The sequence below is a fragment of the Streptomyces sp. Ag82_O1-12 genome, assembly GCF_900182715.1.
GTDB lineage: Bacteria > Actinomycetota > Actinomycetes > Streptomycetales > Streptomycetaceae > Streptomyces > Streptomyces massasporeus.
The window spans coordinates 161,550-185,386 of the sequence record NZ_FXUW01000001.1 but is presented as its reverse complement, the minus strand read 5'-3'; the positions used below and the strand labels follow the sequence as shown (position 1 = coordinate 185,386).

Annotated in this window: 20 protein-coding genes; 12 read left to right on the top strand and 8 right to left on the bottom strand. The window is 72.7% G+C overall.

Annotated features, from left to right (window positions below; translation table 11 throughout):
- Nucleotides 1-144 precede the first annotated feature (144 nt).
- The 7 genes from QOL88_RS00915 to QOL88_RS00885 all read left to right on the top strand — a co-directional run bounded on the left by QOL88_RS00915 (nt 145) and on the right by QOL88_RS00885 (nt 7,108).
- The gene (locus QOL88_RS00915) at nt 145-1,413 is read left to right on the top strand and encodes a PucR family transcriptional regulator (RefSeq protein WP_097214619.1); all 1,269 of its coding nucleotides are present in this window, start codon (nt 145-147) and stop codon (nt 1,411-1,413) included.
- Nucleotides 1,414-1,766: 353 nt separating this feature from the next.
- A complete protein-coding gene (locus tag QOL88_RS00910; protein ID WP_097214618.1) occupies nt 1,767-2,609 on the top strand; it encodes an ABC transporter ATP-binding protein in 843 nt (280 codons plus the stop codon).
- Nucleotides 2,606-3,406 (top strand): ABC transporter ATP-binding protein, encoded by an 801-nt coding sequence (locus QOL88_RS00905; RefSeq protein ID WP_097214617.1) that lies wholly within the window; start codon nt 2,606-2,608, stop codon nt 3,404-3,406. The genes QOL88_RS00910 and QOL88_RS00905 overlap by 4 nt, the downstream gene beginning before the upstream one ends.
- Complete coding sequence (locus QOL88_RS00900; RefSeq protein WP_097214616.1) at nt 3,403-4,299, top strand: branched-chain amino acid ABC transporter permease; 897 nt, start codon at nt 3,403-3,405, stop codon at nt 4,297-4,299. Before QOL88_RS00905 ends, QOL88_RS00900 begins: the two co-directional genes overlap by 4 nt.
- Nucleotides 4,292-5,431: a branched-chain amino acid ABC transporter permease gene (locus QOL88_RS00895; RefSeq protein ID WP_097214615.1), complete on the top strand. Its 1,140-nt coding sequence runs from the start codon at nt 4,292-4,294 to the stop codon at nt 5,429-5,431. The genes QOL88_RS00900 and QOL88_RS00895 overlap by 8 nt, the downstream gene beginning before the upstream one ends.
- Nucleotides 5,428-6,708 (top strand): ABC transporter substrate-binding protein, encoded by a 1,281-nt coding sequence (locus tag QOL88_RS00890; RefSeq protein WP_097214614.1) that lies wholly within the window; start codon nt 5,428-5,430, stop codon nt 6,706-6,708. Before QOL88_RS00895 ends, QOL88_RS00890 begins: the two co-directional genes overlap by 4 nt.
- Nucleotides 6,709-6,730: 22 nt before the next feature.
- Nucleotides 6,731-7,108, top strand: coding sequence for a VOC family protein (locus QOL88_RS00885; protein ID WP_097214613.1), 378 nt, complete (start codon nt 6,731-6,733; stop codon nt 7,106-7,108).
- 28 nt (nt 7,109-7,136) lie between these two features.
- Here the strand turns inward: QOL88_RS00885 and QOL88_RS00880 are convergent, their stop codons facing one another.
- Entirely contained in the window at nt 7,137-8,246 is a 1,110-nt protein-coding gene (locus tag QOL88_RS00880) for a hypothetical protein (protein ID WP_097214612.1), read from the bottom strand.
- A gap of 2 nt (nt 8,247-8,248) precedes the next feature.
- Complete coding sequence (locus tag QOL88_RS00875; RefSeq protein WP_097214611.1) at nt 8,249-9,298, bottom strand: hypothetical protein; 1,050 nt, start codon at nt 9,296-9,298, stop codon at nt 8,249-8,251.
- A gap of 250 nt (nt 9,299-9,548) precedes the next feature.
- Between QOL88_RS00875 and QOL88_RS00870 the strand changes: the two genes are divergently transcribed.
- On the top strand, nt 9,549-10,310 hold the full coding sequence (locus QOL88_RS00870) for a ZIP family metal transporter (RefSeq protein ID WP_097214610.1): 762 nt from the start codon (nt 9,549-9,551) through the stop codon (nt 10,308-10,310).
- A 70-nt stretch (nt 10,311-10,380) separates the two neighbouring features.
- Here the strand turns inward: QOL88_RS00870 and QOL88_RS00865 are convergent, their stop codons facing one another.
- Nucleotides 10,381-11,292, bottom strand: coding sequence for an NAD(P)-dependent oxidoreductase (locus QOL88_RS00865; RefSeq protein ID WP_097214609.1), 912 nt, complete (start codon nt 11,290-11,292; stop codon nt 10,381-10,383).
- 157 nt (nt 11,293-11,449) lie between these two features.
- On the opposite strand from QOL88_RS00865, the gene QOL88_RS00860 reads away from it, so the two are divergent.
- Complete coding sequence (locus QOL88_RS00860; RefSeq protein WP_441349292.1) at nt 11,450-12,082, top strand: TetR/AcrR family transcriptional regulator; 633 nt, start codon at nt 11,450-11,452, stop codon at nt 12,080-12,082.
- On the opposite strand, the gene QOL88_RS00855 is transcribed toward QOL88_RS00860, so the two are convergent.
- The 3 genes from QOL88_RS00855 to QOL88_RS00845 all read right to left on the bottom strand — a co-directional run bounded on the left by QOL88_RS00855 (nt 12,063) and on the right by QOL88_RS00845 (nt 15,172).
- The gene (locus QOL88_RS00855) at nt 12,063-12,596 is read right to left on the bottom strand and encodes a GNAT family N-acetyltransferase (RefSeq protein WP_097214607.1); all 534 of its coding nucleotides are present in this window, start codon (nt 12,594-12,596) and stop codon (nt 12,063-12,065) included. The two genes, QOL88_RS00860 and QOL88_RS00855, sit on opposite strands and share 20 nt — an antisense overlap.
- Before the next feature lie 112 nt (nt 12,597-12,708).
- Nucleotides 12,709-14,772: an eCIS core domain-containing protein gene (locus QOL88_RS00850; RefSeq protein WP_097214606.1), complete on the bottom strand. Its 2,064-nt coding sequence runs from the start codon at nt 14,770-14,772 to the stop codon at nt 12,709-12,711.
- Nucleotides 14,773-14,983: 211 nt separating this feature from the next.
- Nucleotides 14,984-15,172 (bottom strand): helix-turn-helix domain-containing protein, encoded by a 189-nt coding sequence (locus QOL88_RS00845; RefSeq protein ID WP_373559264.1) that lies wholly within the window; start codon nt 15,170-15,172, stop codon nt 14,984-14,986.
- Nucleotides 15,173-15,584: 412 nt separating this feature from the next.
- Here QOL88_RS00845 and QOL88_RS00840 point away from each other — a divergent pair, with 412 nt between their 5' ends.
- The 3 genes from QOL88_RS00840 (at nt 15,585) to QOL88_RS00830 (ending at nt 21,685) form a co-directional block, all read left to right on the top strand.
- Nucleotides 15,585-16,973, top strand: coding sequence for an MFS transporter (locus QOL88_RS00840; RefSeq protein WP_283445868.1), 1,389 nt, complete (start codon nt 15,585-15,587; stop codon nt 16,971-16,973).
- Between the two features lie 266 nt (nt 16,974-17,239).
- Complete coding sequence (locus QOL88_RS00835) at nt 17,240-19,339, top strand: SpoIIE family protein phosphatase (protein WP_097214605.1); 2,100 nt, start codon at nt 17,240-17,242, stop codon at nt 19,337-19,339.
- 186 nt (nt 19,340-19,525) lie between these two features.
- Entirely contained in the window at nt 19,526-21,685 is a 2,160-nt protein-coding gene (locus QOL88_RS00830; protein WP_097214604.1) for an ATP-binding SpoIIE family protein phosphatase, read from the top strand.
- Between the two features lie 91 nt (nt 21,686-21,776).
- Here the strand turns inward: QOL88_RS00830 and QOL88_RS00825 are convergent, their stop codons facing one another.
- Entirely contained in the window at nt 21,777-22,964 is a 1,188-nt protein-coding gene (locus QOL88_RS00825; protein ID WP_097214603.1) for a beta-ketoacyl-[acyl-carrier-protein] synthase family protein, read from the bottom strand.
- 567 nt (nt 22,965-23,531) lie between these two features.
- Nucleotides 23,532-23,702 carry a hypothetical protein gene (locus QOL88_RS00820; RefSeq protein WP_179878729.1) on the bottom strand — a complete coding sequence of 57 codons (171 nt, stop codon included), beginning with the start codon at nt 23,700-23,702 and terminating at the stop codon, nt 23,532-23,534.
- Nucleotides 23,703-23,837 lie beyond the last annotated feature (135 nt).

Genomic DNA, 23,837 nt, shown 5'->3' with positions numbered 1-23,837 from the left:
CTGGGGACCGACCGGACGGTATGTCATCCTTCGAAGCAGCACCACACGGGTGCGACGGCCGCACGGCCGGCGCACCCGCCGGACGCCGCCGCGCCCGGACGGCGCCGGGGGCCGCCGGAAGGCCGAAGTCGGGGGAGGACCGCCATGCATCCTGCCGCACGCACACGTACGACGTTCCGCACCGGACCGACACCCGTTCCGCAGCCGCGGTCACGGCGGATCCGGTCGCTGATCGACGCCGACGCGCTGCGCGTCCTGCACCGGGCCGCCCGCGTCCTGCTGGACGACCTGCCGGACCTGACCGACCGGCTGCTGGCGGTCCTGCGCGAGCAGGAACCGGCGTACCGGACCGCGCTGGAGAACGATCACGCCGCCACCTGGCAGGAGGTGCACCGCTCGCTGCGACACAGCGTGACCTCGCTTCTCGACCCGCGCGGCACCCGTGAGGCCGCCCACCGCTGCACCTGGCGGATCGGCGTCGTCCGGGCCGAGCAGGGGCTGCCGCTGGACGCCCTGCTGCACGCGTTCCGGCTGGGCGGGTCCCTGGTGTGGCAGCGGCTGGTCGAGGAGACCACCCGCTCCGAGCCCGAGGACATCCGGCTCCTGGTGCACGTGGCCACCGACGTGTGGAACTTCGTCGACGAGCACTGCACCCTCGTGGCGGACGCCTACCGGCAGGCCGAGCGGCAACTCGCCTGGCGGCGCGAGAACAGGGTGCGCCTGCTGGCCGCCGCCCTCCTGGACGGCACGAGCAGGATCGCGGACCTGCCCGAGACCGCCGAGAGGCTGAGCCTGCCGGAGCACGGCCGGTACGTCGTCGTCGCGATCGCCGGCGGCCCGCCGCATGATCCTCCGGCCGGCGCGAGCGCGTACCTCCACTCGGGAGTGGAGGTGGTCCACGGCATCGTCCTGGTCGCCGACGGCGGCGACAGGGCGCCCGACCGGGACCCCCTCGCGGCCCTGGACCTGACCGCCGACGCTCCGGCCGGCCGCCGGATCGGCGTCGGCAGCGCCGTGACGGGACTCGCCGCCGTGGGCGACGCCCGGCGTCTGGCCGACCTGGCTCTGAGCATCTGCCCACCGGAAGGCGGCACGGTCCGGCTCACCGAACACCTCCCCGAGGCGCTGGTCGTCTCCTGCCCGGAGCTCGGCGCGACCCTCACCGAGCGGGTGCTCGGCCCCCTGCTCCGCCTGGAACCGGCCGACCGCGACGTACTGCTGGACACCCTGGTCGCCTGGTTCGCCTGCGAGGGGTCCGCCCAGCGCGCCGGTGAACGGCTGTACTGCCACCGCAACACCGTCCTGAACCGCCTGCGCCGCTGCGAGCAGCTCATCGGCCGTTCCCTGGCCCGCCCGCACGACGTGGCGGAGATCAGCCTCGCGCTGACGGCGCGCCGACTGCCGCGCGGCTGACCGGAGATTCCTCAGGGGTTGCCCAGGGTGCGCAACCGAACCCCGGGCGCGGGTTGCGCACCCCGCCCCTGGCCAACCGCACAGTCCCCACCGGCCCGGATCGCGCCCCCACCCCCGGGCAGCCGAGCACCCCCGGTTGGCCCGGGTCGCCCCCACCCCCGGGCAGCCGAGCACCCCCCGGTTGGCCCGGGTCGCCCCCACCCCTGGGCAGTCGCACAATCCCCGCCCACCCGCGTTGGGAGCGTGCAGCCACCCGGCCCGGACACCTGTACCGCCCCTCCGCGCTCGTGCTGTCGTGAGCTGCCCTTCCCCCGAAGCACCCGTGCCCGACGGCACGGATCCGAGGAGCCGTGATGCCCGAAGCACCACCGGACGAGGAGCCGGCCCTGCGCGTCGAGGGCCTCGACGTGACCTACGGCCGCGCCCTGTCCGCCCTTCGCTCCGTGTCCCTGACCGTCCCGCACGGCACGGTCGTCGCCCTGCTCGGCGCCAACGGCGCGGGCAAGACGACCCTGCTGCGGGCGGTGTCGGGCACCCTGCGCCTGCACCGCGGCGCGGTCACGGCCGGCCGTATCCGCTACGGCGCCACGGAACTCGACGGGCGGGACCCGGTCGCCGCGGTGCGCGCCGGGGTCGTCCAGGTCCCCGAGGGACGCCGGATCTTCGCCGGGCTCACCGTCGACGAGAACCTGCGCTCCGGCGGCCTCGGCCTCGGGCGGCGCCGCCCGGACCAGGTCTCCGAGGCCCGGGAGCGGGTCTTCACGCTCTTCCCGCGCCTCGCCGAACGCACCCGGCAGGCGGCGGGCCTGCTCTCCGGCGGCGAACAGCAGATGCTCGCCATCGGCCGGGCCCTCATGGCCGCGCCCCGCCTGCTCCTGCTCGACGAGCCCTCCCTGGGCCTGGCCCCGCGGATGGTGTACCGGATCGCCGAGGTCGTCCGCGAGATCAACGCGCAAGGCACCGCCGTGCTGCTCGTCGAGCAGAACGCGGGCATGGCGCTGTCCCTCGCCGACACCGCCCACGTCCTGGAGGTCGGCGAAGTACGCCTCTCCGGGCCCGCCGAAGAACTCGCCCGCACGGACGCCGTGAAGCGGCTGTACCTGGGCGAGACCACCGAGGACGGCGCCGAGGCCGCCGAAGAAGGCGCCGAGACCGCACAGAGAGCCGGAACCACCGAGGGGCAGGGAGCCGCGTGACCGTCCGCACCACCGCACCGCCCGAACTCGCCGTGACGGACGTGACCGTCCGCTTCGCCGGGCTCACCGCCCTCGACGCGGTGTCCTTCACCGTCGTCCCGGGCTCCGTCCACGCGCTCATCGGACCCAACGGAGCGGGCAAGTCCACCTGCTTCGACGTGCTGTCGGGCCTGTGCCGCCCGGCCACCGGCACCGTACGGCTCGGCGATGCCGACCTGACCCGGCTGGCGCCCCACCGCATCGCCGCGCTCGGCGTGGCCCGCACCTTCCAGAACATCGTCACCACCCAGGGCACGGTCGCCGACAACCTGATGCTCGGCCGCCACGCCCTGTCCCGGGCCGGATTCGCCGCCAGCGCGCTGCGCCTGCCGCACGTGCGGCGCGAACAGCGCGCACACCTCGCCCGGGCCCGCGAGATCGCCGAACTCACCGGACTCGGACGCCACTTCGACAGCCCCGTCGCCCTGCTCTCCTACGGCGACCGCAAACGCGTGGAGTTCGCCCGCGCCCTCTGCCTGGAGCCCAGCGTCCTGCTGCTGGACGAGCCGGTCGCCGGGATGAACGCGGCCGAACGGGCCCGGACGGTCGAGGTCGTGCACGCCGTGCGCGCCGAACTCGGCCTGTCCGTCGTCCTGGTGGAGCACGACATGGGCCTGGTGATGCGGCTCGCCGACGAGGTCACCGTCCTCGACTTCGGCCGGGCCATCGCGCACGGCACTCCCGACGAGGTCCGGGGCGACCCCGAGGTGCTGCGCGCCTACCTCGGCACCGGCGCCGGACAGGAGGACGCGGCATGACCACCCTCCTGGACACCCTCTTCAACGGCCTCGCCCTGGGCGCGGTCTACGCCCTCGTCGCGCTCGGCTTCGTCATCATCTTCCAGGCCTCCGGCGTCATGAACTTCGCCCACGGCTCCCTGCTCCTGCTCGGCGGCTACCTCACCGCCGTACTCCACGACGACCTCGGCTTCGCCGGGGCCCTCGCGGTGTCCGTCCTGGCGACGGCGGCCGTGGCCGGTGTCATGGACCGCTTCCTGCTCCGGGCCGGCGGGCCGGACCCGCACGGCGCCCATGTGCAGACCATCGTCACCATCGGCGTCGACATCCTCGTCCTCACCGACCTGTCCCGGCGCATCGGCGGCGACCTGCTCTCGCTCGGCGACCCCTGGGGCGACTCGGTCAGCGCACTGGGGCCGGTGACCGTCGCGGACAGCCGCATCGCCGCGATCGTGGTCTCCGGCGTGGTCATCGCCGGCGTCTTCGCACTGTTCCGGTACACCTCCTGGGGCCTGTCGCTGCGCGCCGCGGCCGAGGACGTCGAGGCGGCCTCCCTGATGGGCGTACGGCTGGTGCGGATCCGCATGCTCGCCTGGTGCCTGGCCGGAGCGCTGGCCGCCCTGGCGGCGGTGTTCCTCGCCGCGTTCCCGGCGCCGGGGCTGGAGCGCACGACGGGGCAGATCGCCCTGAAGGCGTTCCCGGCGGCGATCCTCGGCGGGATGGCCTCGCCACCGGGCGCCCTCGCGGGCAGCCTGCTCATCGGCATGACCGAGGCGCTCGTCGCGGGCTACCAGTCCGACCTGCACGTCCTGGGCGAGGGGTTCGGCGACGTCGCCCCCTACGCGGTGATGGTCCTGGTGCTGCTGGTGCGGCCGACCGGGCTGTTCGGAGGAAGGGCGGCGGTCCGTGTCTGAGCGACTCTCCCGTGCCGGCGCCGTCCGCGTCGGCTGGACCTCGGCGGCCGTCGTCGTCCTGTGCGCGTTGCCCTTCTACCTCGACGCGTTCTGGCTGCGCATCGGCCTGTTCTCGATGGCGGCGGCCATCGGCGCGGTGGGCCTCGGCCTGCTGTCCGGCACAGCGGGCCAACTCTCCCTCGGCCACGCCTTCTTCCTTGCCGTCGGCGCCTACGGCTACGTGTGGCTGGCCGGTGAACCCGGGCCCGGGCTGCCCACCGCCGCGGCCGGCGTGCTCGCGGTCCTGCTCGCCGGGGCGGCCGGCGGGCTCTTCAGCCCCGTCGCCGGCCGGGTACGCGGCGTCTACCTGGGCGTCGCGACCCTCGCCCTGGTCTTCCTCGGGCACCATGTCCTGCTCACCGCGGACTCCGTCACCGGCGGATTCAACGGCCGTTCGGTGCCGCCGTTGGAACTGGGCAGCTTCTCCTTCTCCGCCGACTCCGAACTGATCCTGCTGGGCGTGCCGTTCGGCGCCGAGGAACGACTCTGGTACCTGGGCATCGCCCTGTTCGCGGTCACCTGGTTCACCGCCCGCGGACTCCTGCGCGGCCGTCCCGGGCGCGCCCTGGTGGCGCTGCGCGACAGTGAGACCGCGGCGGCCGTGATGGGCGTGAACGTCTCCCGGCACCGCTCGGCGGCCTTCGTCGTCTCGTCGATGTACGCGGGCCTGGCCGGGGTGATGCTCGCCCTCTCCTTCCGCCGCGTGGTGCCCGACTACTTCGGCCTGGTGCTGTCGGTCGACTACCTCGCCATGATCGTCATCGGCGGGCTCGGATCGGTGGCCGGAGCCACCGCGGGTGCCGTCTTCGTCACCGCCCTGCCGCTGCTGATGACCCGCTACGCCGACCAACTCCCGCTGGTGGCCGCCCCCGGCACCACCGACGGCACGGTCGGCCCCACCGAGGCCGCCCGCTACCTCTACGGAGCGGCGATCGTCCTGATCCTCCTCTTCGCCCCCGACGGCCTGCACGGCCTGGTCCGCCGCCTGCGCGCACGCCCGCGCGGCCGCCGAACCGCCCCGCCACCCGCCGGCACCACCTCCCCTTCCCTGCCGCCCACGTCGGCCGTACGAGCCAAGGAGCCCACCCCGTGAAGTCCACGCACCACACCGCTCCACGCGCCAGAACGCTTCTGGCCACCACCCTCGCGGCCCTGCTGCTCGCGGGCACCGGATGCAGTTCCAAGGCCGGCTCGTCCGGGAGCACGGACGACGGCGCCGACGGCATCAAGACGGGCCCCGGAGTCACCGACAAGACCATCAGACTCGGCGCCCTGACGGACCTCACCGGCCCCTACGCCACCCTCGGCAAGAGCATCGTGCAGGCCCAGCAGATGTGGGCCGACGAAGTCAACGCCCGGGGCGGCATCTGCGACCGCCGCATCGAGATCGTCGTCAAGGACCATGGCTACGACGTCCAGAAGGCCGTCACCGCCTACGCCGACATCTCTGCGGACGTCGTGGCACTGCCCCAGGTCATCGGCTCGCCCGTGATGGCCGCACTGCTCGACGACATCGAACGGGACAAGGTGCTCACCTTCCCGCAGGCCTGGGCCGCCTCCCTGCTCGGCCGGGACTCGGTCCAGGTCCTCGGCACCACCTACGACATCGACATGATCGCCGCGGTCGACTTCCTCACCCGCGCCAAAGGCCTGACGAAGGGCGACACGATCGGCCACGTCTACTTCGAGGGCGACTACGGCGCGAACGCGCTGGAGGGCTCGCGGTGGGCCGCGAAGAAGGCGGGCCTGAAGGTCACCGGCCAGAAGATCAAGGCGACGGACACCGACCTGTCCGCGCAGGTCTCGGCGCTGCGAAAGGAGGGCGTCAAGGCGATCCTGATCAGCGCCGGACCGGCCCAGACGGCCTCACTGGTCGGGGTCGCGGCCTCCCGCGGCCTGAAGGTACCCGTCGTCAGCAGCGCCCCCGGCTACGCGCCGCAGCTGATGAAGACACCGGCCGCCCCGGCCCTGGCGGCCATGCTGAACGTGGTCAGCGCGGTCCCCGCGGTCAGCTCCGACGTGGCCGGGGTCCGCACGATGGTCGCCTCCTACAAGAAGAAGTACCCGGGCTCCCTGGTCGACTCCGGCGTGCTCTCCGGCTACAACGCCGCTCAGGTGACGGGCACCGACCTGAAGAAGGCCTGCGAGAACGGCAGTCTGGCCCGTGAGGACGTGGTCAGGGCCCACCGCTCCCAGTCCAGCGTCGATGTCGGCCTCGGCTCGCCGCAGAACTTCTCCGACAAGGCACGGCCCGCGAGCACCTCGACCTATGTGCACAAGCCGGACGCCAAGGCGGTGGGAGCCGCCGTGAACGTCGAGAACGCCCACATCGCCCCGGGCGTCAAGCAGTATCTCGCTTCGCGGAACTGACGGCGGGTCCTGGGATCGGCCGGTGATCGCTGACCTGCAATGTGTGGTGCTCGACTGTCCCGAACCGGTGGAACTGGCCGCGTTCTATCGGTCGATCCTGGGCGGCACCGTCAACCAGCCGGACCGGCGGTGGGCGTTGAGCGACGACTGGGCGACGCTGCACACGCCGTCCGGTGTCGTCCTGGCCTTCCAGAGGGCAGCCGACCACCACCCGCCGCTGTGGCCGGATCCGTCCCGGCCGCAGCAGTTCCACCTCGACTTCGGCGTCGCGGACCTGGACCGGGCCGGGGAACAGGTACTGGCCCACGGGGCAACGATGTTGGACGCCGGTGCCGACGGGCGGAGCCAGCGGATCTATGCCGACCCGGCGGGGCACCCGTTCTGCCTGGTCCGCCACTGAGGAACGGGCACGCCCCTCGCTGGTCGGCTCAGCCGAACCGCAGGATGCGCGGAGCGAAGGTGCCTCCGGGGCCGTCGGCGCGGCCGGTCGACCACACCGTCGCCGTGCCCGGCACCGGTGTCAGCCGGAGCACCGAGGATTCGCCTTCCCCGGCCACCGCCGGTTCGCTGTACTCGGTGAACGACTGCCCGTTCCAGGCAAGGAAGTCCGGCCCGGGGACAAGCGGGGGAGTGCTGCCCGGCGGACCCCACTTCTGTGAGCGGGCCACCGAGACCCAGGCCAGTGATCCGGATGCGGTGGGAGTCAGGGAGGTGACCGAACCGAAGTCGGCCGGCACGGTCACCCGGTTCCACGCCTGCCCGTCCCAGCGGACCAGCAGGGGCGGAATCGGCCGGCCCACCGGACCGCCGACGAACCCGGCCGTGCCACCCGCCCACACCTCCGTCGGCGACACCGCCAGCACACTGCCCACGGCCGACCGCGGAAACCCGTCCACGACCGTCTGCTGCCAGGCCTGACCGTCCCAATGTGCCACGGCCGCACCGGAGTCGGTGGCGCCTGCGGCCCAGACGTCGTCGGCAGCCAGGATGTGCAGGCCGTACACGGCCCCCGGCGGCACCGGCACGTCCCGCCAGTCGTGCCCGTCCCAGCGCAGCAGCACCTGCGCGCCGTCCCGCGAACCGATCAGCCAGGTCTCACGGCCGCCGGCGACGACTTTGGTGAGCCCCACACCGCGCGGCGGCCGGCTCTCGCCCCAGGTGGTGCCGTCGTAGCGCAGCAGGTGGGCGCCGCCCGCCGCGTCGCGGCCCACAGCCCAGACCGAGGCCGGTGAGGTCGCGGCGACGGACAGCAGCTCCCCCTGCCAGCGGACCCCGGGCAGGCCCCGGCGCTGCCACGCCGTTCCGTCCCAGCGCAGCACCAGCGGGAAGCCCGGCGCCTCGCGGCCGACGGCGTCGGCACCCACCGCCCACGCCTGGTCCGGCCCGAACGCCACGGCCTCGTTCAACCCGGCCTGGGGGCGTACCTGCGCCGGGACGGGAACGTGGTGCCAGGACGGCGTCTGTGCCGTGGCCGAGCTCATGCCGACCGTGACGGTCATGGCGACGGCGAGGGCCGCGAGGAGAAGTCGGCGTGCCATGGTCAGCCTCCCAGCCGCTCGCTCATCAGGTTCGGCTTCGAGCCGTAGATCTCGACGGTCCCGAAGGACAGCAGCGAGAACCCGGCCCTCGCCAGCGCACGGGGTTTGACGTCGATCGCGTGGGTGCGCTCGGGGCCGTAGGAGAAGGTGGTGCGCGAGCCGTCCACCCGCGCGTACTTCGACTGGAACGCGCGGTCGCTGCGCACCGGCAGCCACAGTGCCCCGTCCGGGCCGCGCACCATGGCCCCGGCGAAGGTGTCGCCCAGCGGGGGGTACGTGGTGCGCCAGGTGCGTCCGTTCCAGGTCGTCAGGTAGGTGCGGGGCGCGCCGTCGACGTACTGGCTGCCGCCGATCGTGACCCGGCCGGACGGTTCGGGCAGGATCGTGTGCACATTGCTGTCCGGTGGCAGCGGCACCTTCGCGTCCCGCCACAGCGTGCCGTCCCAGCGCAGGACGCCGGCCCCGGTGGCGGTGTCCGCCCAGGCCCAGGCGTCGGTGGCCGTGCGTGCGGTGATTCCCATCAGGTACCGGACACCGTCCGGGGCGGACTGCGCGGTCCAGCGGGATCCGTCGTAGTGCAGGACCTTCAGCCCGGTGTCGTCCTCACCCACCACCCACGCGGCACCCGCCACGGCGGTGAAGTCCTGGTACGTCCACAGCGTCTGCGGCAGCGGCACGGCGCTCCACCCCGCTGCCGACCGGCGCAGAAGCTCTCCCGTGCCCCTGCGGTCGTGGAAGATCCACACCTCCTCGCCGACGAACTGGACCTTGCCGAGCAGGCCCGCTTCACCGGCGCCGGGGAAGCCGGTGTCCCGGGCCCACGCGGTGCCGCCCCACCGGTACAACATCGGCCGTGGCCCGTCGGCTGCTTGCTCGTACCCGGTCGCCCACGCCTCGCCCCGCCCGCGCGCGGCGAGATCGGAGACGGTCACGGGCGGGGCCGCCGCCGGCACGGGCAGTGCCGACCAGCCCGGCGGCGCGGCGGCGGACGGGGCCACCACCGCGGCACACGCGATCACGAGGCAGACGACGACCGCGCGAAGCCCGTTCACGAGACCTCCCCAGTACGCGAAGGCCGCTCACGCTATTGCGGACCACCCACCCTGAACAGACGTCACACGGCCAATCACCGTGCTCCTCCCGTACAGGCGTCCGTACAGCCGATCGCCACGTTCTGCACCCCCGAGACCATGCGGGTCACCTTGCCCGAGCGCCGCTCGGTGCGCCAACCGCCACGGACGCCGACCACCGTCACCGAGGACCTCAGGTGCCGATCACGTTCGCGCGGGTACACGGCGCTGCATGTCCGAGGTGATGCAAGCAGGCGGTTGGGGATTGCTGGCGGGCAGTGCCCTCCTGCTCGGAGCGGTGTTCGGCTACGGGATGCGCGTGTCGCAGAAGGTCATCGCGCTGGTGATGGCCTTCGGGGCCGGTGTGCTCCTCTCGGCCGTCTCCTTCGAGTTGGTCGGCGAGGCCTACGAGCAGGGTGGGCTGGGTCCGGCAGCGATCGGGACGCTGGCCGGAGCAGTCGCCTACACCGTGGGGAACCTGTGGCTGGCACGCCGAGGCGCCCGCCATCGCAAGCGATCGGGCCATCACACGGAACAGGCGCAGCCGTCCGAGGAGCAACAGGGCGGCTCGGGCACGGCGTTGGCCCTCGGCGCGCTCCTGGACGGAGTGCCCGAGTCGGCGGTGATCGGCGTCAGCCTGCTCGACGGTGGGGCGGTCAGCCTCGTGACGGTCGCGGCGGTGTTCATCAGCAACATCCCGGAGGGCCTGTCCAGCTCGGCGGGGATGAAGAAGTCCGGGCGCAGCAAGGCTTACGTCTTCGGGGTGTGGGGCGCCATCGCGGCCGCGAGCACCGTGGCCGCGATCCTCGGATACGCCGTCCTCGGCGGTTTCTCGCCCACCGTGATCGCGGGCGTGACGGCGGTGGCCGCCGGAGCGATCCTGGCCATGATCGCCGACACGATGATCCCCGAGGCGTTCCAGGAAGCCCATCTTGCGATCGGGCTGGTCACGGTCAGCGGCTTCCTGGTCTCCTTCGCGCTCTCCCACGCCTGACCCTCGCGCTGCCCGGTCCTCGACGCCCCGCCCGGCACCCATGGGTGCCGCGGACAGCATGCGACGACGCCTAAGCAGAGGCGCCGGTGCTCCGGTCCTCCGGCACCGGAGCACCTGCCGTCCGGGCCTCCAGGGCGTGCAGGACGGCCACCATGTCCTCGCCGCCATGGCCCCGCCGGACGGTCTCGTCGTAGAGGGCGTGGCACACGTCGAGCAGCGGGGACGCCAGGTCGGCCTTGCGGGCGGCCTCGGCGATCAGGCGGTTGTTCTTCAGGACGTCCGCGGCGGCCGCCTGGACCGAGAAGTCGCGCTCCAGCAGTTTGGGCGCCTTGACCCGGGAGACGGCACTGGCCATGGGGCCGGCGTCCAGGACGTCCCGGAAGAGACGCTGATCGAGCCCGTGCCGCTCGGCGAAATGGAACGCCTCGGCAAGTCCCGTGACCACGGCAATCAGGAACAGGTTCACGGCGAACTTCAGCAGCAGGGCGCCCGGGACGGCCCCGCACCCGAACGTCTCCCGGCACAGGGGAGCGAGCAGGGGCCGGACGGCCGCCACGGCGTCGTCGTCGCCCGCCAGCATCCCGACCAGTTCGCCTCGCTCGGCGGGGACGCGGCTGCCGGAGACCGGGGCCTCGACGTAACGCCCGCCCGCGGCCCGGATGTCCTCCTGGAGGCCGCAGGAGTACTCGGCCGAGGTCGTGCCCATGTGGACGACGGTGTGGCCGGCGACGCGCGGGGCGAAGTCCGGGGTGCCGCGCCCCAGGACCGCGTCCACGGACGTCTCGTCGGCCAGCATGAGGAACACGGTGGAGGCACGGCGGAACACGCCGGCGGCGCTCGCCGCCACCTCGGCCCCGGCGGCGCGCAGAGGCTCGCAGCGCTCCGGGGTGCGGTTCCAGACCACCAGCCGGGCCCCGGCACGAGCGAGGTTCAGGGCCATGGGCTGACCCATGACTCCGAGACCGATGAATCCGACGCACATGGCGCACCGCCTCCTGCGGCTCGCGCGGCAGCCGAGCCGTCGCCGCCCTCGACTATGACAGCGGTCATAGTAGCCGCGGTTATGACAGCGGTCATAGAGTGGGAGTCGACAAGGACGTGCTGGAGCCGACGTGCGTGAGAGCTGAGGGAGGCCGAGGGTGGCGAAGGCTGAACGGGGACCGCGTGAGCGGATGGTCTTCAGCGCGGCCCAGCTCATCCGCCGGGACGGAGTCGCCTCCACCGGCATGCGCGAGGTCGCCGTGACCGCCGAGGCCCCTCGTGGCTCGCTCCAGCACTACTTCCCCGGCGGCAAGACGCAGTTGGTCGACGAGGCGGTGGGCTGGGCGGGCGGATACGCGGCGGACCGTGTCGCCCGTTTCCTGGCCTCCCTGCCCGAGCCGGCACCGAGCGGACTCTTCGCCGCGATGGTGCGTCAGTGGACCGACGAGTACGAGGCCGCCGGCTTCGCGGGCGGCTGCCCGGTCGCGGCGGCCACGGTGGACTGCGCGGAGTCGGTCCCCTCCACGCGGGAGGCGGCGTCCGCCGCCTTCGCCACCTGGACCGGTGCGGTCGCCCGGGCCCTGACCGGGATGGGTGTGCCCGAGGAACGGACCGGCGCACTCGCCACGCTCATGATTAGCAGCCTGGAGGGGGCGATCCTCCTCGCCCGCGCCGAGCAGGACGTCCGGGCCCTGACGACCGTGGCCCGGGAACTGGGCCCTGTCCTCGACGCGGCAGTGCGGAAGCCGGCCGGCGGTGACACCGGGGCTGCTAGTCCTGGTACTGCGTGAGGTCGATCCCGTGCACCGCGAGGTCGTGGCCGTGGACCGGGTCCTGCGCGGTGCCTTCCGCCTGCATGCCGAGTTTGTCGAGGACGTTCGCGGAGGCGGCGTCGGCGATCCGGCGCACGGCCACCACCCGGTCGAGACCGCGGTCCTGCAGGGCGAATTCCAGGGTGGCGTGGGCCGCTTCGGAGGCGTAGCCCTGGCCCCAGAAAACCCGCCCGAGCCGCCAGCTGATCGCCACCTGCCCGGCGATCTCCGCCGGAGCGTCGGCCACGGACAGACCGACGGCGCCCGCCAGCTCACCGGAGCCCAGGAGTTCCACGGCGAACATCCCGAAGCCCTCCTCGTCCCACCCCTCCTCCCACGCCTCGATGTCCTGCGCGGTCTGGTCCTCGGAGCGCGTCGCGCTGTCGCCGATACGGCGCATCACCGCCGGGTCGGCGTGGATCTCGGACAGCGGGACGAGGTCGTCCTCCAGCCATCGGCGCAGGAGGAGGCGGGGCGTGCGAATTTCGGTCATGGTCCCATCCTGCCGACGCGGAGGTGAGAGCGCGAACCGCGGTGCCGTCCGTCCACGCGCCGGTGTCGCCGACCGCGTGCCGGACGGGTCCCGCACCGGTCCCGACCACGGCTCACGAACCGGGGCCGTTGCGCTTGCCGATCAGGTCCCGGTACAGGGCCGCGCGTTCCGCATGGGTCGTGGCCTTGGCGAATTCGGTCGTCCAGTCCTTCTCCAGACGCTTCAGCTTCTGCACCCAGTCGCCGAACTCCCGCAGGTCGACATGGCGCTGGCTCGAACCGAGCGGGGCCTTGGCACCGGGCTTGTCGTCCTTGTGGCCGCCGAGGTGACTCACGGGGTTGTTGTTCTTCTCGCTGCTCGTCACGCCGTGCTCATAGCCGTCGGGTGTCCTGCCTCCCGGCCCGGCGGTCTCGATGCCGACCTGAAGTGCGCCGTCGCGCTTGCTGGTCGGGGGCTTGTAGCCCATGAACAGGTGCCCGTACGACTCGTCCGGGAGGATGGTGTCGCCGTGGTAGTCGTTGTTTCCCATGCCGCCCACGGCGAGGGGCAGGCCGTAGAGGTGGCTGTGAGGGTCGAGCCAGTTCTGCACGGTGGCCCCGATCTCGCCCTTCTCCACGAATCCGCCCCGCGTCCCGTCCTTCTCGTTGTCACCGATCTCCATGTGGTGCGTGCCGAACCCGCGCCGGTACACCGGTGCCGCCGGTGTCGACCGGGGCTCCCAGGCCTTCCGGTCCTCCTTGGTGATGTGGAGCCACTGGGGCAGCTCGTAGCCGTGCTGGCCGTCGGCCAGTTGCGGGATGCGGACGTTGACGCGCCCGCCGTAGGCCAGGGCGTGGGCGACGTCGTCCTTGAAGTCCTCGTGGATGCCGGCCTCCGGGTTGAAGACCTTGAGCCCCTCCTTCAGGATCAGGAAAATCCTGGTCAGCAGCTCGGTGCCGCGCTCGACGCGCCGGCGGTGCTGGTCGGCGTCCGGTACGTCGTCGCTGATGCCGGGAGGGAGGAAGGTCTTGACGAAGGTCTGGAAGATCTGCACGTTCCGTTCCCCCTCCAGCTGGTCCTTCTCGGACGGGGGAGTCTCCTCGGCGTGCATGGCCATGTGGCGGCCGAGTTGGTAGTCGGACCGCGTGGACTTGGCCGGCGGTATGCCCTGGGCGCGGTCCTCGATGTTCTGCTGCCACCTCAGGGTCGCCACGAGCAGCCGCTTGCCCTCGGGCTGCTGGAGCCAGCCGCGGAAGTCGCCCGCCTTGATATAGGCCTCCGCTTCGGCGTGGGTGCAGAGGCCCACGGTCTTCAGCCACTTGGGGTCCTCGGACTCCACAGCCCTGATCGCCTGGAGCTCCTCGTCCGTGAATCGCGGGCCGCCGCGCACCCGCTTGTGGATGACATCGCGTACCTGCTTGTTCCTGATCTCCTGGCTGCCGCCGACGAGCAGCCGCGCCAGACGGACCATCGCCGGGGGTGAGGCGGCGCTCGTGGCCGCCGGGCCGGGCCGGTCCGCCCGCTGGACAGGGACGGGGGCACCCGTGTCGGCGCTGCGCTGTATGACTCCGCCGGGTGCGGCGGCCCCCGGCAGTGACAGGTCGGGATCGGCGCCCCTTGCCATCCTCCGGCCGTTGGACCCGGCGCTCCTCTCGAACGGGTCGTCAGGGTGGGAGATCCTCTCGCCCCTGCCGTTGTCGGTGCCCGGCACGGGCCCCAGAGCCTGCTGGCGCACGTGGTCGACCTCTTCGTACATCACCTCGTCGCTGACACTGTTCCCGCCGAGCACGATGTGGGAGCCGGTGGTGTAGGCGAGGGCTCCGAGTTCCTCGGCCGAGCGCCGGGCGACGGGTCCGCTGTGCACGCGCACATGGCCGAAGTCCATGCCGTAGGCCTGCTCGGCCCGTTGAAGGATGCGGCCCTCCAGGGGGCGGCCGGGGGAGCCGACGGCGTCGAGGACGGAGGGCCGCCGCTGGACCGGTACGGGCCCGTCGCCGTCGCGTTCCCCGGCCGCACCGCGCTCTCCCTCGGGGTGGTGCTCGTCCCGGGCTCGCTGGATCGCGCGGGTCACCGCGGCGTTGCCCGCCGCCCGTTGCAGCGCGATGAGCGGGGGAGGGGCGGTGATGGTGACCGGCCGGGGCGTGGGGCGTTCGCCGACGTGGTCGGCGTTCGAGCGGTTCTGTGCCTGGGCACGCATGCGCGTCTCCCCTTCGTTCGACGAGGGCCCTCCCCTCCTACCCGACCGGCGCCGGCAGCCGGGAGGTCCGCGGGGGCAGCCCCGGGGGCAGTCCTCGCCGGAGCACGGCACCTGCCGCTCGGCTGCGCCTGCGGGCTGTCCGGAACCGCCGCCTTCTCCCGAGACGGTGCGACCATGCCCACCACCGCGAGGACCAGCACCACCGCGGCGATCACGACTCGAATGCCTCGTCCAGGGTGAGTTCGGCGTAGGCCGGGACGGGCAGCCGCTGCAGCGCGCGCCGGTCGGCTTCCTCCAGGTCGGCCCGGACGAGTCCGTCCTTGCTGCCGAAGTGGTGGATGAGGGCCGAGGGCGTCGCACCGGCGCGCTCCGCGACCGCGGCAACTGCGGTGCCTCGCACTCCCTGACGTGCGAACAGTCCGACTGGTGGGCGCGTCCCTCGGCGGCCTCATCGCCCAATGCCTGGCCGTCACCGACGCGTCCCGGGTCCTGACCCTGACGAGCCTGTCGCCACAACACCTCGGTACAGACACCGCCTCGGCAGTGCAACGCGCGCTGCGATACCGGGGCAGTCGGGAGCGGCCACCTTCCGTGCCGGCCCGCCGGCCGCCTAGAGTTCGGGCACAGCGAGCCCCCGACGAGGAGCGATCACATGGTCGGTGTCCCGAGCGCGCGTTGACGTCGTCGGCCGTGACCGGCCTGTCATCGCGTGCTGCCCTTGATGTCGCGGCACAGCGAGCCCTCTCCTGCCCGGACCGCCGACGCACCTCCCGTGCGTGCGGTGGCGGGCCTCGTCGTCGCCAGCACAAGGGATGCCCGTGCCGTCCGCTTCCTCCGCTGAACCGAATTCCCGTCGGCCTGCTCCGTCCGGCCTGTGGCGGGACGCCGACTTCCGCAGACTCTGGGTGGGGCAGACGGCCTCCCAACTCGGGGGACACGCAAGCCTGGTGGTCCTGCCGCTCCTGGCCGTCCTGACACTTCACGCCAGTGCCGGCGAGCTGGGCGTCCTGCGCGCCGTGGGGCAGGCGCCGATCCTGTTGCTGTCGCTCTTCGCCGGCGCGTGGGTGGACAGGTGGCGCACCCGCACGACCATGGTCCTCACGGACGTGGGCCGCGCCCTGGCTCTGGGCGCGGTGGCCGTGGCCGGCCTCTTCGGGGGGCTCGGCATGTCCGGCCTGCTCGCGCTCGCCTTCGCCATCGGGGCCCTGTCCGTGTTCTTCGATGTGGCCTACCAGGCGTCGCTCGTACGACTGGTGGAACGCGACCACCTGGTGCGTGGCAACAGCGCACTCGAAGGCAGCCGGTCCGCGGCGCAGACCGGCGGTCCCGTCCTCGGGGGAGCACTGGTGTCCCTGCTGTCGGCGCCGATCGCCGCCGCCTCCAGCGCGCTGTTCTTCGCGCTGTCCTTCCTGTCGATCCGGCGGATCCGCCGGATCGAAACGATGCCGGAGCGCCCGGACGAGCCGCGCACCGGCGACGACCACGGCGGCACGACTTACCGCACCACCGCCCCACGGATCTGGCGGCGCATTCATGAGGGCCTGCGCTTCGTCGTCGGCGACTCCCTGCTCCGGGTCGTGTGCCTGGCCTCGGCCGCGTTCCAGTTCTCCTTCGCGGCCATGATGACCGTCTACCTGCTGTTCCTGCCGCGGGAACTGCACCTGTCGGGCACCGTCGTGGGACTGGCGCTCGCCGCGGCGGGGCCGGGGGCGCTCCTGGGCTCGCTGCTGGCGGCCCGCCTGCCGAGCAGGTTCGGGTACGGCACGGTCCTCGTATGCGCGGCGGCGCTCGGCGACGGCGTGTTCCTGTGCGTGCCCGCGCTGCACGGCGCCTCCGCGGTGACGGTTCCCGCCCTCCTCGCGGTCGGCTTCGTGTTCGGGTTCGGCGGCCAGCTGGTGAACGTGACGGTCATGGCCGTACGGCAGTCCGTCACTCCGGACGGGCTGCAAGGCCGCGCGGCGGCGACGATCACGTTCGCCGGCATGGGTCTGACCCCGCTCGGCTCCCTGGCCGGTGGTTTCCTCGCGGGGGAGTGGGGGCTGCGCACCGGACTGCTGGTGATGGCCGCGGGCATGCTGCTGTCCCCCGTGGTGATGGCCCTCTCCCCGCTCGCCCGCCTGGGACGGGAGCTTCCGGCCCCGTACGACACGCCACCGACGGCCGGCCGGACGAACTCTCCGGATCTCACCCGGGAGACCTGATCCTCCCGGCCGGAATCGGGACGTGTGGAAGGCTGGAAGGGTGAGGACCGACCCAGCGGGCCGGGCACGGCGCGGATCCCGTGCCGGTCGCCCGCGGTCGCGAGGCTCGGCCGAGGGCGCGGCGCTCTCCCGGCGCGTCCCCTGGTCGAACGCAGGCCGCGTGCCGCATCGTGAACGGGATGCTGACCTGCAAGGAGACGGCCGTGAGCGTCTGCCCGGGCAGGTGGGTGCGCCGGTGAGGTCGACAGGCCTAAGGGGCGAATGTGATGAGCCGAGCGAATCAGCCTCCGCAGGGTGATCCGGAGGAGGAGGCGGCATCCGGCCCGAGCGGGCTGATGGACCTCCTGGGCGTCGCCGCAGTGCTGGTGGAGGCCGACGGCCGGATCGACATGTGGAGCCCCCAGGCCGAGGAACTGTTCGGCTACACCTTCGACGAAGCGGTCGGGCAGCAAGCGGCCGCCCTGCTGCTCCATCCCGAGCACCGGAAGGCGGGGCTCGTGCTGTTCGCCGAGGTGATGGACACCGGCCGAGGCTGGGCGGGGCCCTTCCCCGTGCGGCGCAAGGACGGCAGCACCCGGACCGTCGAGTTCCGCACCATGCGGCTGACGGACAACCTCGGAGACCACTACGCACTCGGGCTCGCCACGGACCGGGCCACCGTGCGGCAGGTGGAGCGCAAGGTGGCCCTGTCCAGCCAGCTGGTCACCCAGGCACCGATCGGCCTGTCCGTCCTGGACACCGAGTTGCGGTACGTGGCCGTCAACGGGGCCCTGGCCGCGATGCACGGCGTCCCGGAGGCCGACCACGTGGGCCGCCACTTCCGGGAGATCCTGCCCGGCGCGCCCTTCACGACTGCGGAGAACCAGATGTGGGAGGTCCTGGAGACCGGCCTGCCCTTGGTCGACGAGCAGGTGGTGGGCCGTACCCGTGCCGACCCGGACCACGACCACGCCTGGGCCGTGTCGCTCTACCGGCTCGAAGACCAGGGCGGACAGGTGCTGGGCATCGCCAACGTGGTCGTGGACGTCACCGACCGTTACGAATCGGCCCGGCAGGCCGACCGGGCCCAGCAGCGCCTGCGCCTCATGGCCGACGGCTCGGCCCGCATCGGGACCACCCTCGAAGTGGAGCGGACCGCCCAGGAGCTGGCGGACGTCCTGGTGCCCGACCTGGCCGACATGATCGCGGTGGACATCCTGGACTCCGTCCTGCGGACGGGCCGCCCGGACCGCGGCGAGGGCCCGCCACTGTTCCGCGCCCTGGCGGTGAAGGCCGCCTACCCGACCGGTGCCTCCGAGGCGATCATCGCCCCGGGCCACCTCACGGCCTACCACGCCGACCATCCGGCGGCCCACTGTCTCCGCACCCGCAAGCCTTTGCTGATCACCCACCTGGAGATCGGCGAGCTCAGCCGTATCGCGGCCGACGACGTCGCCGCAGGCCTGCTCGCCGAAGCCGGGGTCCACACCGACATGGCCGTCCCCCTGATCGCCCGCGGAGAGATCATCGGAGTGATGGGCCTGGCCCGCGCCCGCAACCCGCAGCCTTTCGACGAGGACGACCTCACCCTCGCCTGGGAGCTGGCCTCGTCCGCCGCGCTGAGCATCGACAACGCCATCCTGCACCAGCACATCCGCAGCGCCGCCGAGACCCTGCAGCGCAGCCTGCTGCCCCGGCCCTCGCCCCGCCGCCCCGGCCTGGAGATCGCTGCCCGGTACCGGCCCGCGCAGGCCTTCAGCGAGGTCGGCGGCGACTGGTACGACGTCATCCCCCTCAGCGGTGACCGCACCGCCCTGGCGGTCGGCGACGTCATGGGCAGCGGCATCCCGGCCGCCACCGCCATGGGCCGGCTGCGCACCGCCACCTCCACCCTCGCCGACCTCGACCTGGCACCGAGCCGGATCCTCACCCACCTCGACAAGATCACACAGGGTCTGGACCCCTACATCGCCACGTGCGTCTACGCGGTCTACGACCCGCACGAGCGCCTTTTGCACGTGGCCTGCGCCGGCCACCTGCCCCCGGTCCTGGTGCGGGCCGGCGGGCCACCCGAACTACTCGACCTGCCCACGGGCACCCCGCTGGGCGTGGGCAGCGGACCCTTCGAAACCTCCACCCTCGCCATGAACCCCGGCGATCAACTGATCCTGTACACCGACGGTCTCGTCGAGACCCGCGACGCCCCCATCGACAAGCGCCTGGACCATCTCCTGCGCCTGCTGGCCCCACCGCACCCGTCCGCGGAGGACACCTGCGACCGGCTGCTCCAGCAACTTCGTCATCCCGACGACCATGACGATGTCGCCCTTCTCATCGCGCATGCGCGGCCACTGACCGCGCTCCGAGCGGATCCCGGACCCAGCTGAGAAGCCCGGCCGGGACGGGCCCATCCGTCACGGCACCGGCACCGCCCGCATCCACTCCGCTATCGCTGGTGTGTGCGAAGCGGCCCCCGGTGTTTCAATGAGGTGTGCGGCCAGGGACTCGGGGCCCCACCGCACGGGTCCGAAAACAACCCCGGCACCCGCGCCGGGGATTGCTGAGAGAGCCGCATGGACTCCACACCCTCGCCCTCGTCCTCCTCGGCGTTCGACCTGGTCAGCCGCGCTCTGGGGCGCTACATCCCGCGTGGCGGAGCGGCGACGCCCGTCGGCACTGCCCAAGCTCAGGGCGACCGCACCCCTTTGTGGACCCCCGAGAACCCGGCAGCCGGCCGTCAGGAGCAGATTCTCGGCGCGCTCAACCTCGACGCGGACCTGACCATCACCCGCTGCAATCTGGAAGCGCCCGTGTTCGCGGGTATGGACGCCGGCGCCGGGAAGCCGTTCGTCGATCTCCTGCCCCCCGGTGACGTGCCGACGGTCACCCGGCGGTTGCGGCAGGTCATCGAGAGCGGTGAGGCGCACGTCGCCCGGATCCAGCGACTGCGCCGGGGCGACGGGTCGGAGCTGGTGGTCTCCATGAGCATCCTGCCCGCCGCGGCACCCGAGGAGGGCCTGACCGTCTCCGTGATCGCCATGGCCAGGAGACTGCACCTCTACGCCGCCGAGACCGCGATCGGCACCTCGCTGGACATCGGCGAGACGGCGCAGTCGCTGGCGGAGTCCCTGCTGGCCTGGGGAGACGTGGCCGCCGTCGACCTCGACTTCGCCGTGTGGACGGGCGAGGGAGTCACCGGAAAGGCACAGGGGCGCATCCATCTGCGGCGGGCGGCCCTGGTACCGGACCGGGTGTGGCCCGAAGGTTACATGACTCCGGGCGACGATCTTCCCGGGGACGCCAGTCGCCTGCTGGCGCAGGCGGTGCTGCGCGACGACGCCCCGCAGACCATCGTCATACCCGACCGGGAGGCGCTCGAGCGGGTCTTCGGCAGCCCACGCGTCGTGCGTGCCCTGGTGCCCGGCGACCGGTCGGCGGGTCTGGCGTGCATACCCCTGGTCCTGGACGGTGCCCCGCCCGTCGTGCTGGGCGTGGCGGAGGTCTGGCGGCGGGCGGACTGCCCCTTCCGCGACGGCGAGCTGTTCGACCTGCAAGAGTTGGTGGCCAGGACCGCGCACCACGTCGACCTGGCCCGTCAGCACCAGCGCGAGCACACCCAGGTGCTGGCGTTGCAGCGCCGGCTCCTGCCCCGTACCGGCGGCGACACCATCGACATCGCCAGCGTCTACCAGCCCGCGACCCCCGACAGCGCGGGCGTCGGCGGCGACTGGGTGAACAGCTTCCCGCTGCCCGACGGCCGTACCGCGCTGGTCGTCGGCGACGTCGTCGGCCACGGCCTGGGGGCGGCGGCCACCATGGGCCAGCTGAGCATGGAGGCCCGTGCGCTGCTGTCCGCCGGACTCGCGCCCGACCAGGTGCTGGAGCACCTGGACGAGACGGTGACGCTGCTGGACGACGCGGACTCCGGACTGGCGGCCGGCTACAGCGCCCTCGGATCGACGTGCTGCATCGCCCTCTACGACCCGGTCGGCCACCATGTGACGCTGTCCAGCGCCGGGCACCTCCCCCCGATCCTGGTCTCCCCGGACGGGCGCGCGGCCCCGCTCTCGATCCGGCCCCACCCCGGCCTGGGAGCCGAGTTCGCGCTGCGGGAGCCGTTCGACGTGTACACCATCGGCGTGCCGCCGGGCTCCATGCTCGCGCTCTACACCGACGGCCTGGTGGAGGACCGTGACCTGTCGATCGACGAGGGCATCGGCAGGCTGTCGGACATCGTGTCCACGGTGCACCCGTGGGACACCCTGCAGCAGGCCGCACGGCGGATCGTCTCCACGCTGGCGCCCGCGCCGCAGCGCGACGACGTGACCCTGCTGCTCGCGCGGATGATCGGCTACCGCAAGGAGGACACGGCGTCCTGGCGGCTGCCCGCCCGCAGCGACGCCCCCGCCACGGCCCGCACGCAGGTCGCCGCGCTGCTGACGCGGTGGGGCACCAGGGCCGACACCCGGGACAAAGCGCTGTTGCTGGTCAGCGAGCTGGTCACGAACGCGGTGCGCTTCGCCGAAGGGCCCGTCACGGTGCGGCTGATCAGGGCCCGCCACGGCCTGCTGTGCGAGGTGGGCGACAGCGGCAACGGCAGGCCACGTCTGAGGCGGGCCGATCTGCTCGACAACGGCGGTCGTGGCCTGAGCATCGTGCACCGGCTCACCACCCGGTGGGGGGTGCGGTGGACGGACACCGGGAAGGTCGTCTGGGCGGAAGTCGCGAGGTGACGCGGCCAGGCGTCGGGGCTGTGGCCGGCCCGGGAGAGCGCCGCGAAGGCCTGGGCGGCGCGCACGTCGGCCGACGGCGCTGTCCGGCGCGTTACAGCCACTGTCCTTCCAGGGCGGTGGCGGTGAGTCCCGGTGCCGCGGCGTACAGCACGGCGCGGTTGCCGGGCTTCTGCTGCCCGGCGTCGTGCGCCCGCCGCAGGATGTCGAACACGGCGGCGCCTCCGCGGTTGCCGCTGGTGTAGCTGTCCCGGCTGTAGTCCAGCAGCCCCGAGGGCCACGCGTCGGGCATCGTCTGCTCCATGTACTCCAGCACGCGGGTCCCCCCGGGGTGCGCGAGCAGTACGTCGGGGTGCCAGGAGTCGGGGTCGTCCTGGTACCGGGTGCGCAGCCACTCCCACATCGCGGTGACCGTTTCCTGTACGGCGCGCGGCCCACGCCGGTCCATCACGAAGTGGGTGCCGTCCTCCCGGGTCTCCAGGCGGTGCAGGTCCTGGGTGCCGGGCAGGGTGTGGTGCCAGGCGGCGTCGAGCCGCAGCACCGACTCGGGCCTCGGGCGGCCCGTGACCACCGCGGCGACGGCGGTGTCCGCGAACAGCAACCGGACGATCAGGGACTCGAGGGTGTCGTCCGCGGGCTGGTAGGTCGTGCTCAGGGCCTCCGAGATGACGACCAGGACCACCCGGTCGGGGTCGGCGGCCACGAGGTCGGCCGCCAGCGCCAGGGAGCGGGTCCCCGCGATGCAGGCCCACTGCGTGGCCGGCAACAGCATCGCGTCGTTGCGGAGCGACAGCCTGTTGGCCAGGGACATGTCCAGACCCGGCAGTGCCGGGGTGGTGGAGTGACTGGTGATCAGGCAGTCGACGTCCGCCGCGTCCAGCCCGGCGATCTGCAGGGCCCCGCGCGCCGCGCGCTCCCCGTAGGACTGCACGGCCTCCCAGGCCGGTGCGGTGCGCTCCTGCACGGTCTGGGGCGCGGGTACGGTCTCCAGGGCGGCGATCACGCGGTCCACGTCCTGCCGGGTGAACCCGTCCCGGGTCAGCGCCTCTTGGGCCGGCTCGACACCGACTGCGCGCAGGGCGTTGCCCTTGCCGGGTGCGACCGCGGTCTCCAGGGGCAGCATCCACCCGCGGGTCTCTATGCCGGTACTGGCCGCGATGCCGTCGATCCGCGGCGCCCACGCAGCGTTCGGGTGCCGGTCGCTCACCTCCGCCACTATCTGGCTGGTTTTCACGGCATGCTCGCCGTGTATCACGGCAGGCGGGCAGAGGTATGCGGCCACGATGGGGCACCTTCCGAGGGGGAGAATGTCACGAGGGCTGTGTCATGGGTCACTTTGGACTTCGTGCCCAAGAGAATGCCGATGGGCCCCACTTCGGGAGCCGGCGTCCGGTTCGAGCATGGATGCCAAATGGACATTTCCGCTGTGATGCAGACAACTTAGGCGACTTTTAAAGGGTGTGACACGGCACACACCGCCAAAACGGAAGGCACGCTGCCGCTTTCGGTGCGGAACCGGCTCCGGCCGGCAGCGGAAGTGACGCAGAAGGAGCAGCTGTTCGACCAGGCGGTAGCCGGGGACTCGCTGCGGAGTCGAATGGGCCCCCGCACCTGGGCCCAGTGGTGCTCGGGAGTGGTGGAGTTGCGACACGGCGAAGCGCAGAGGGCCCTGGCCCCCCTGCAACGGGCTCTGGCGCGACAACAGGCGATCGGGGACAGCCGGGGCCTGGAGACACTGGCCTGGGCAGTGGCGGCCATCGGCGACGGCAGCCGGGCGGCGTGGCTCCTCGGCGCCGCCCACCGCATGCGTCGGGACACGGGCGGTGGTGCTGATCGGCCTGCGCCTGTTTCAGGAGGCGCACCTCGCCGCCGAGCGACGGGTGCGCGCGTCCCTGGGCGTCGAGGAGTACGCGGCGGCCTGGTCCCGGGGTGCCTCCACCGAGGACACCCCGGTACCGGTACCGGAGGAGAGGACGTCACCGGTGCGGTCGACACGCACCCGGACGGGTGGTTCCCACACTCCGACAGCGTAGGACGGCGCCTCACGCGGGGCGGCGGGAGCGGGCCCGCCGGAAGCTCCATGGAGCCGCGTGTCGCCCGGCCCCGCCAGGAACCGGACTGCCTCTCCCCTCAGCACCACACCACTCCACGGCCC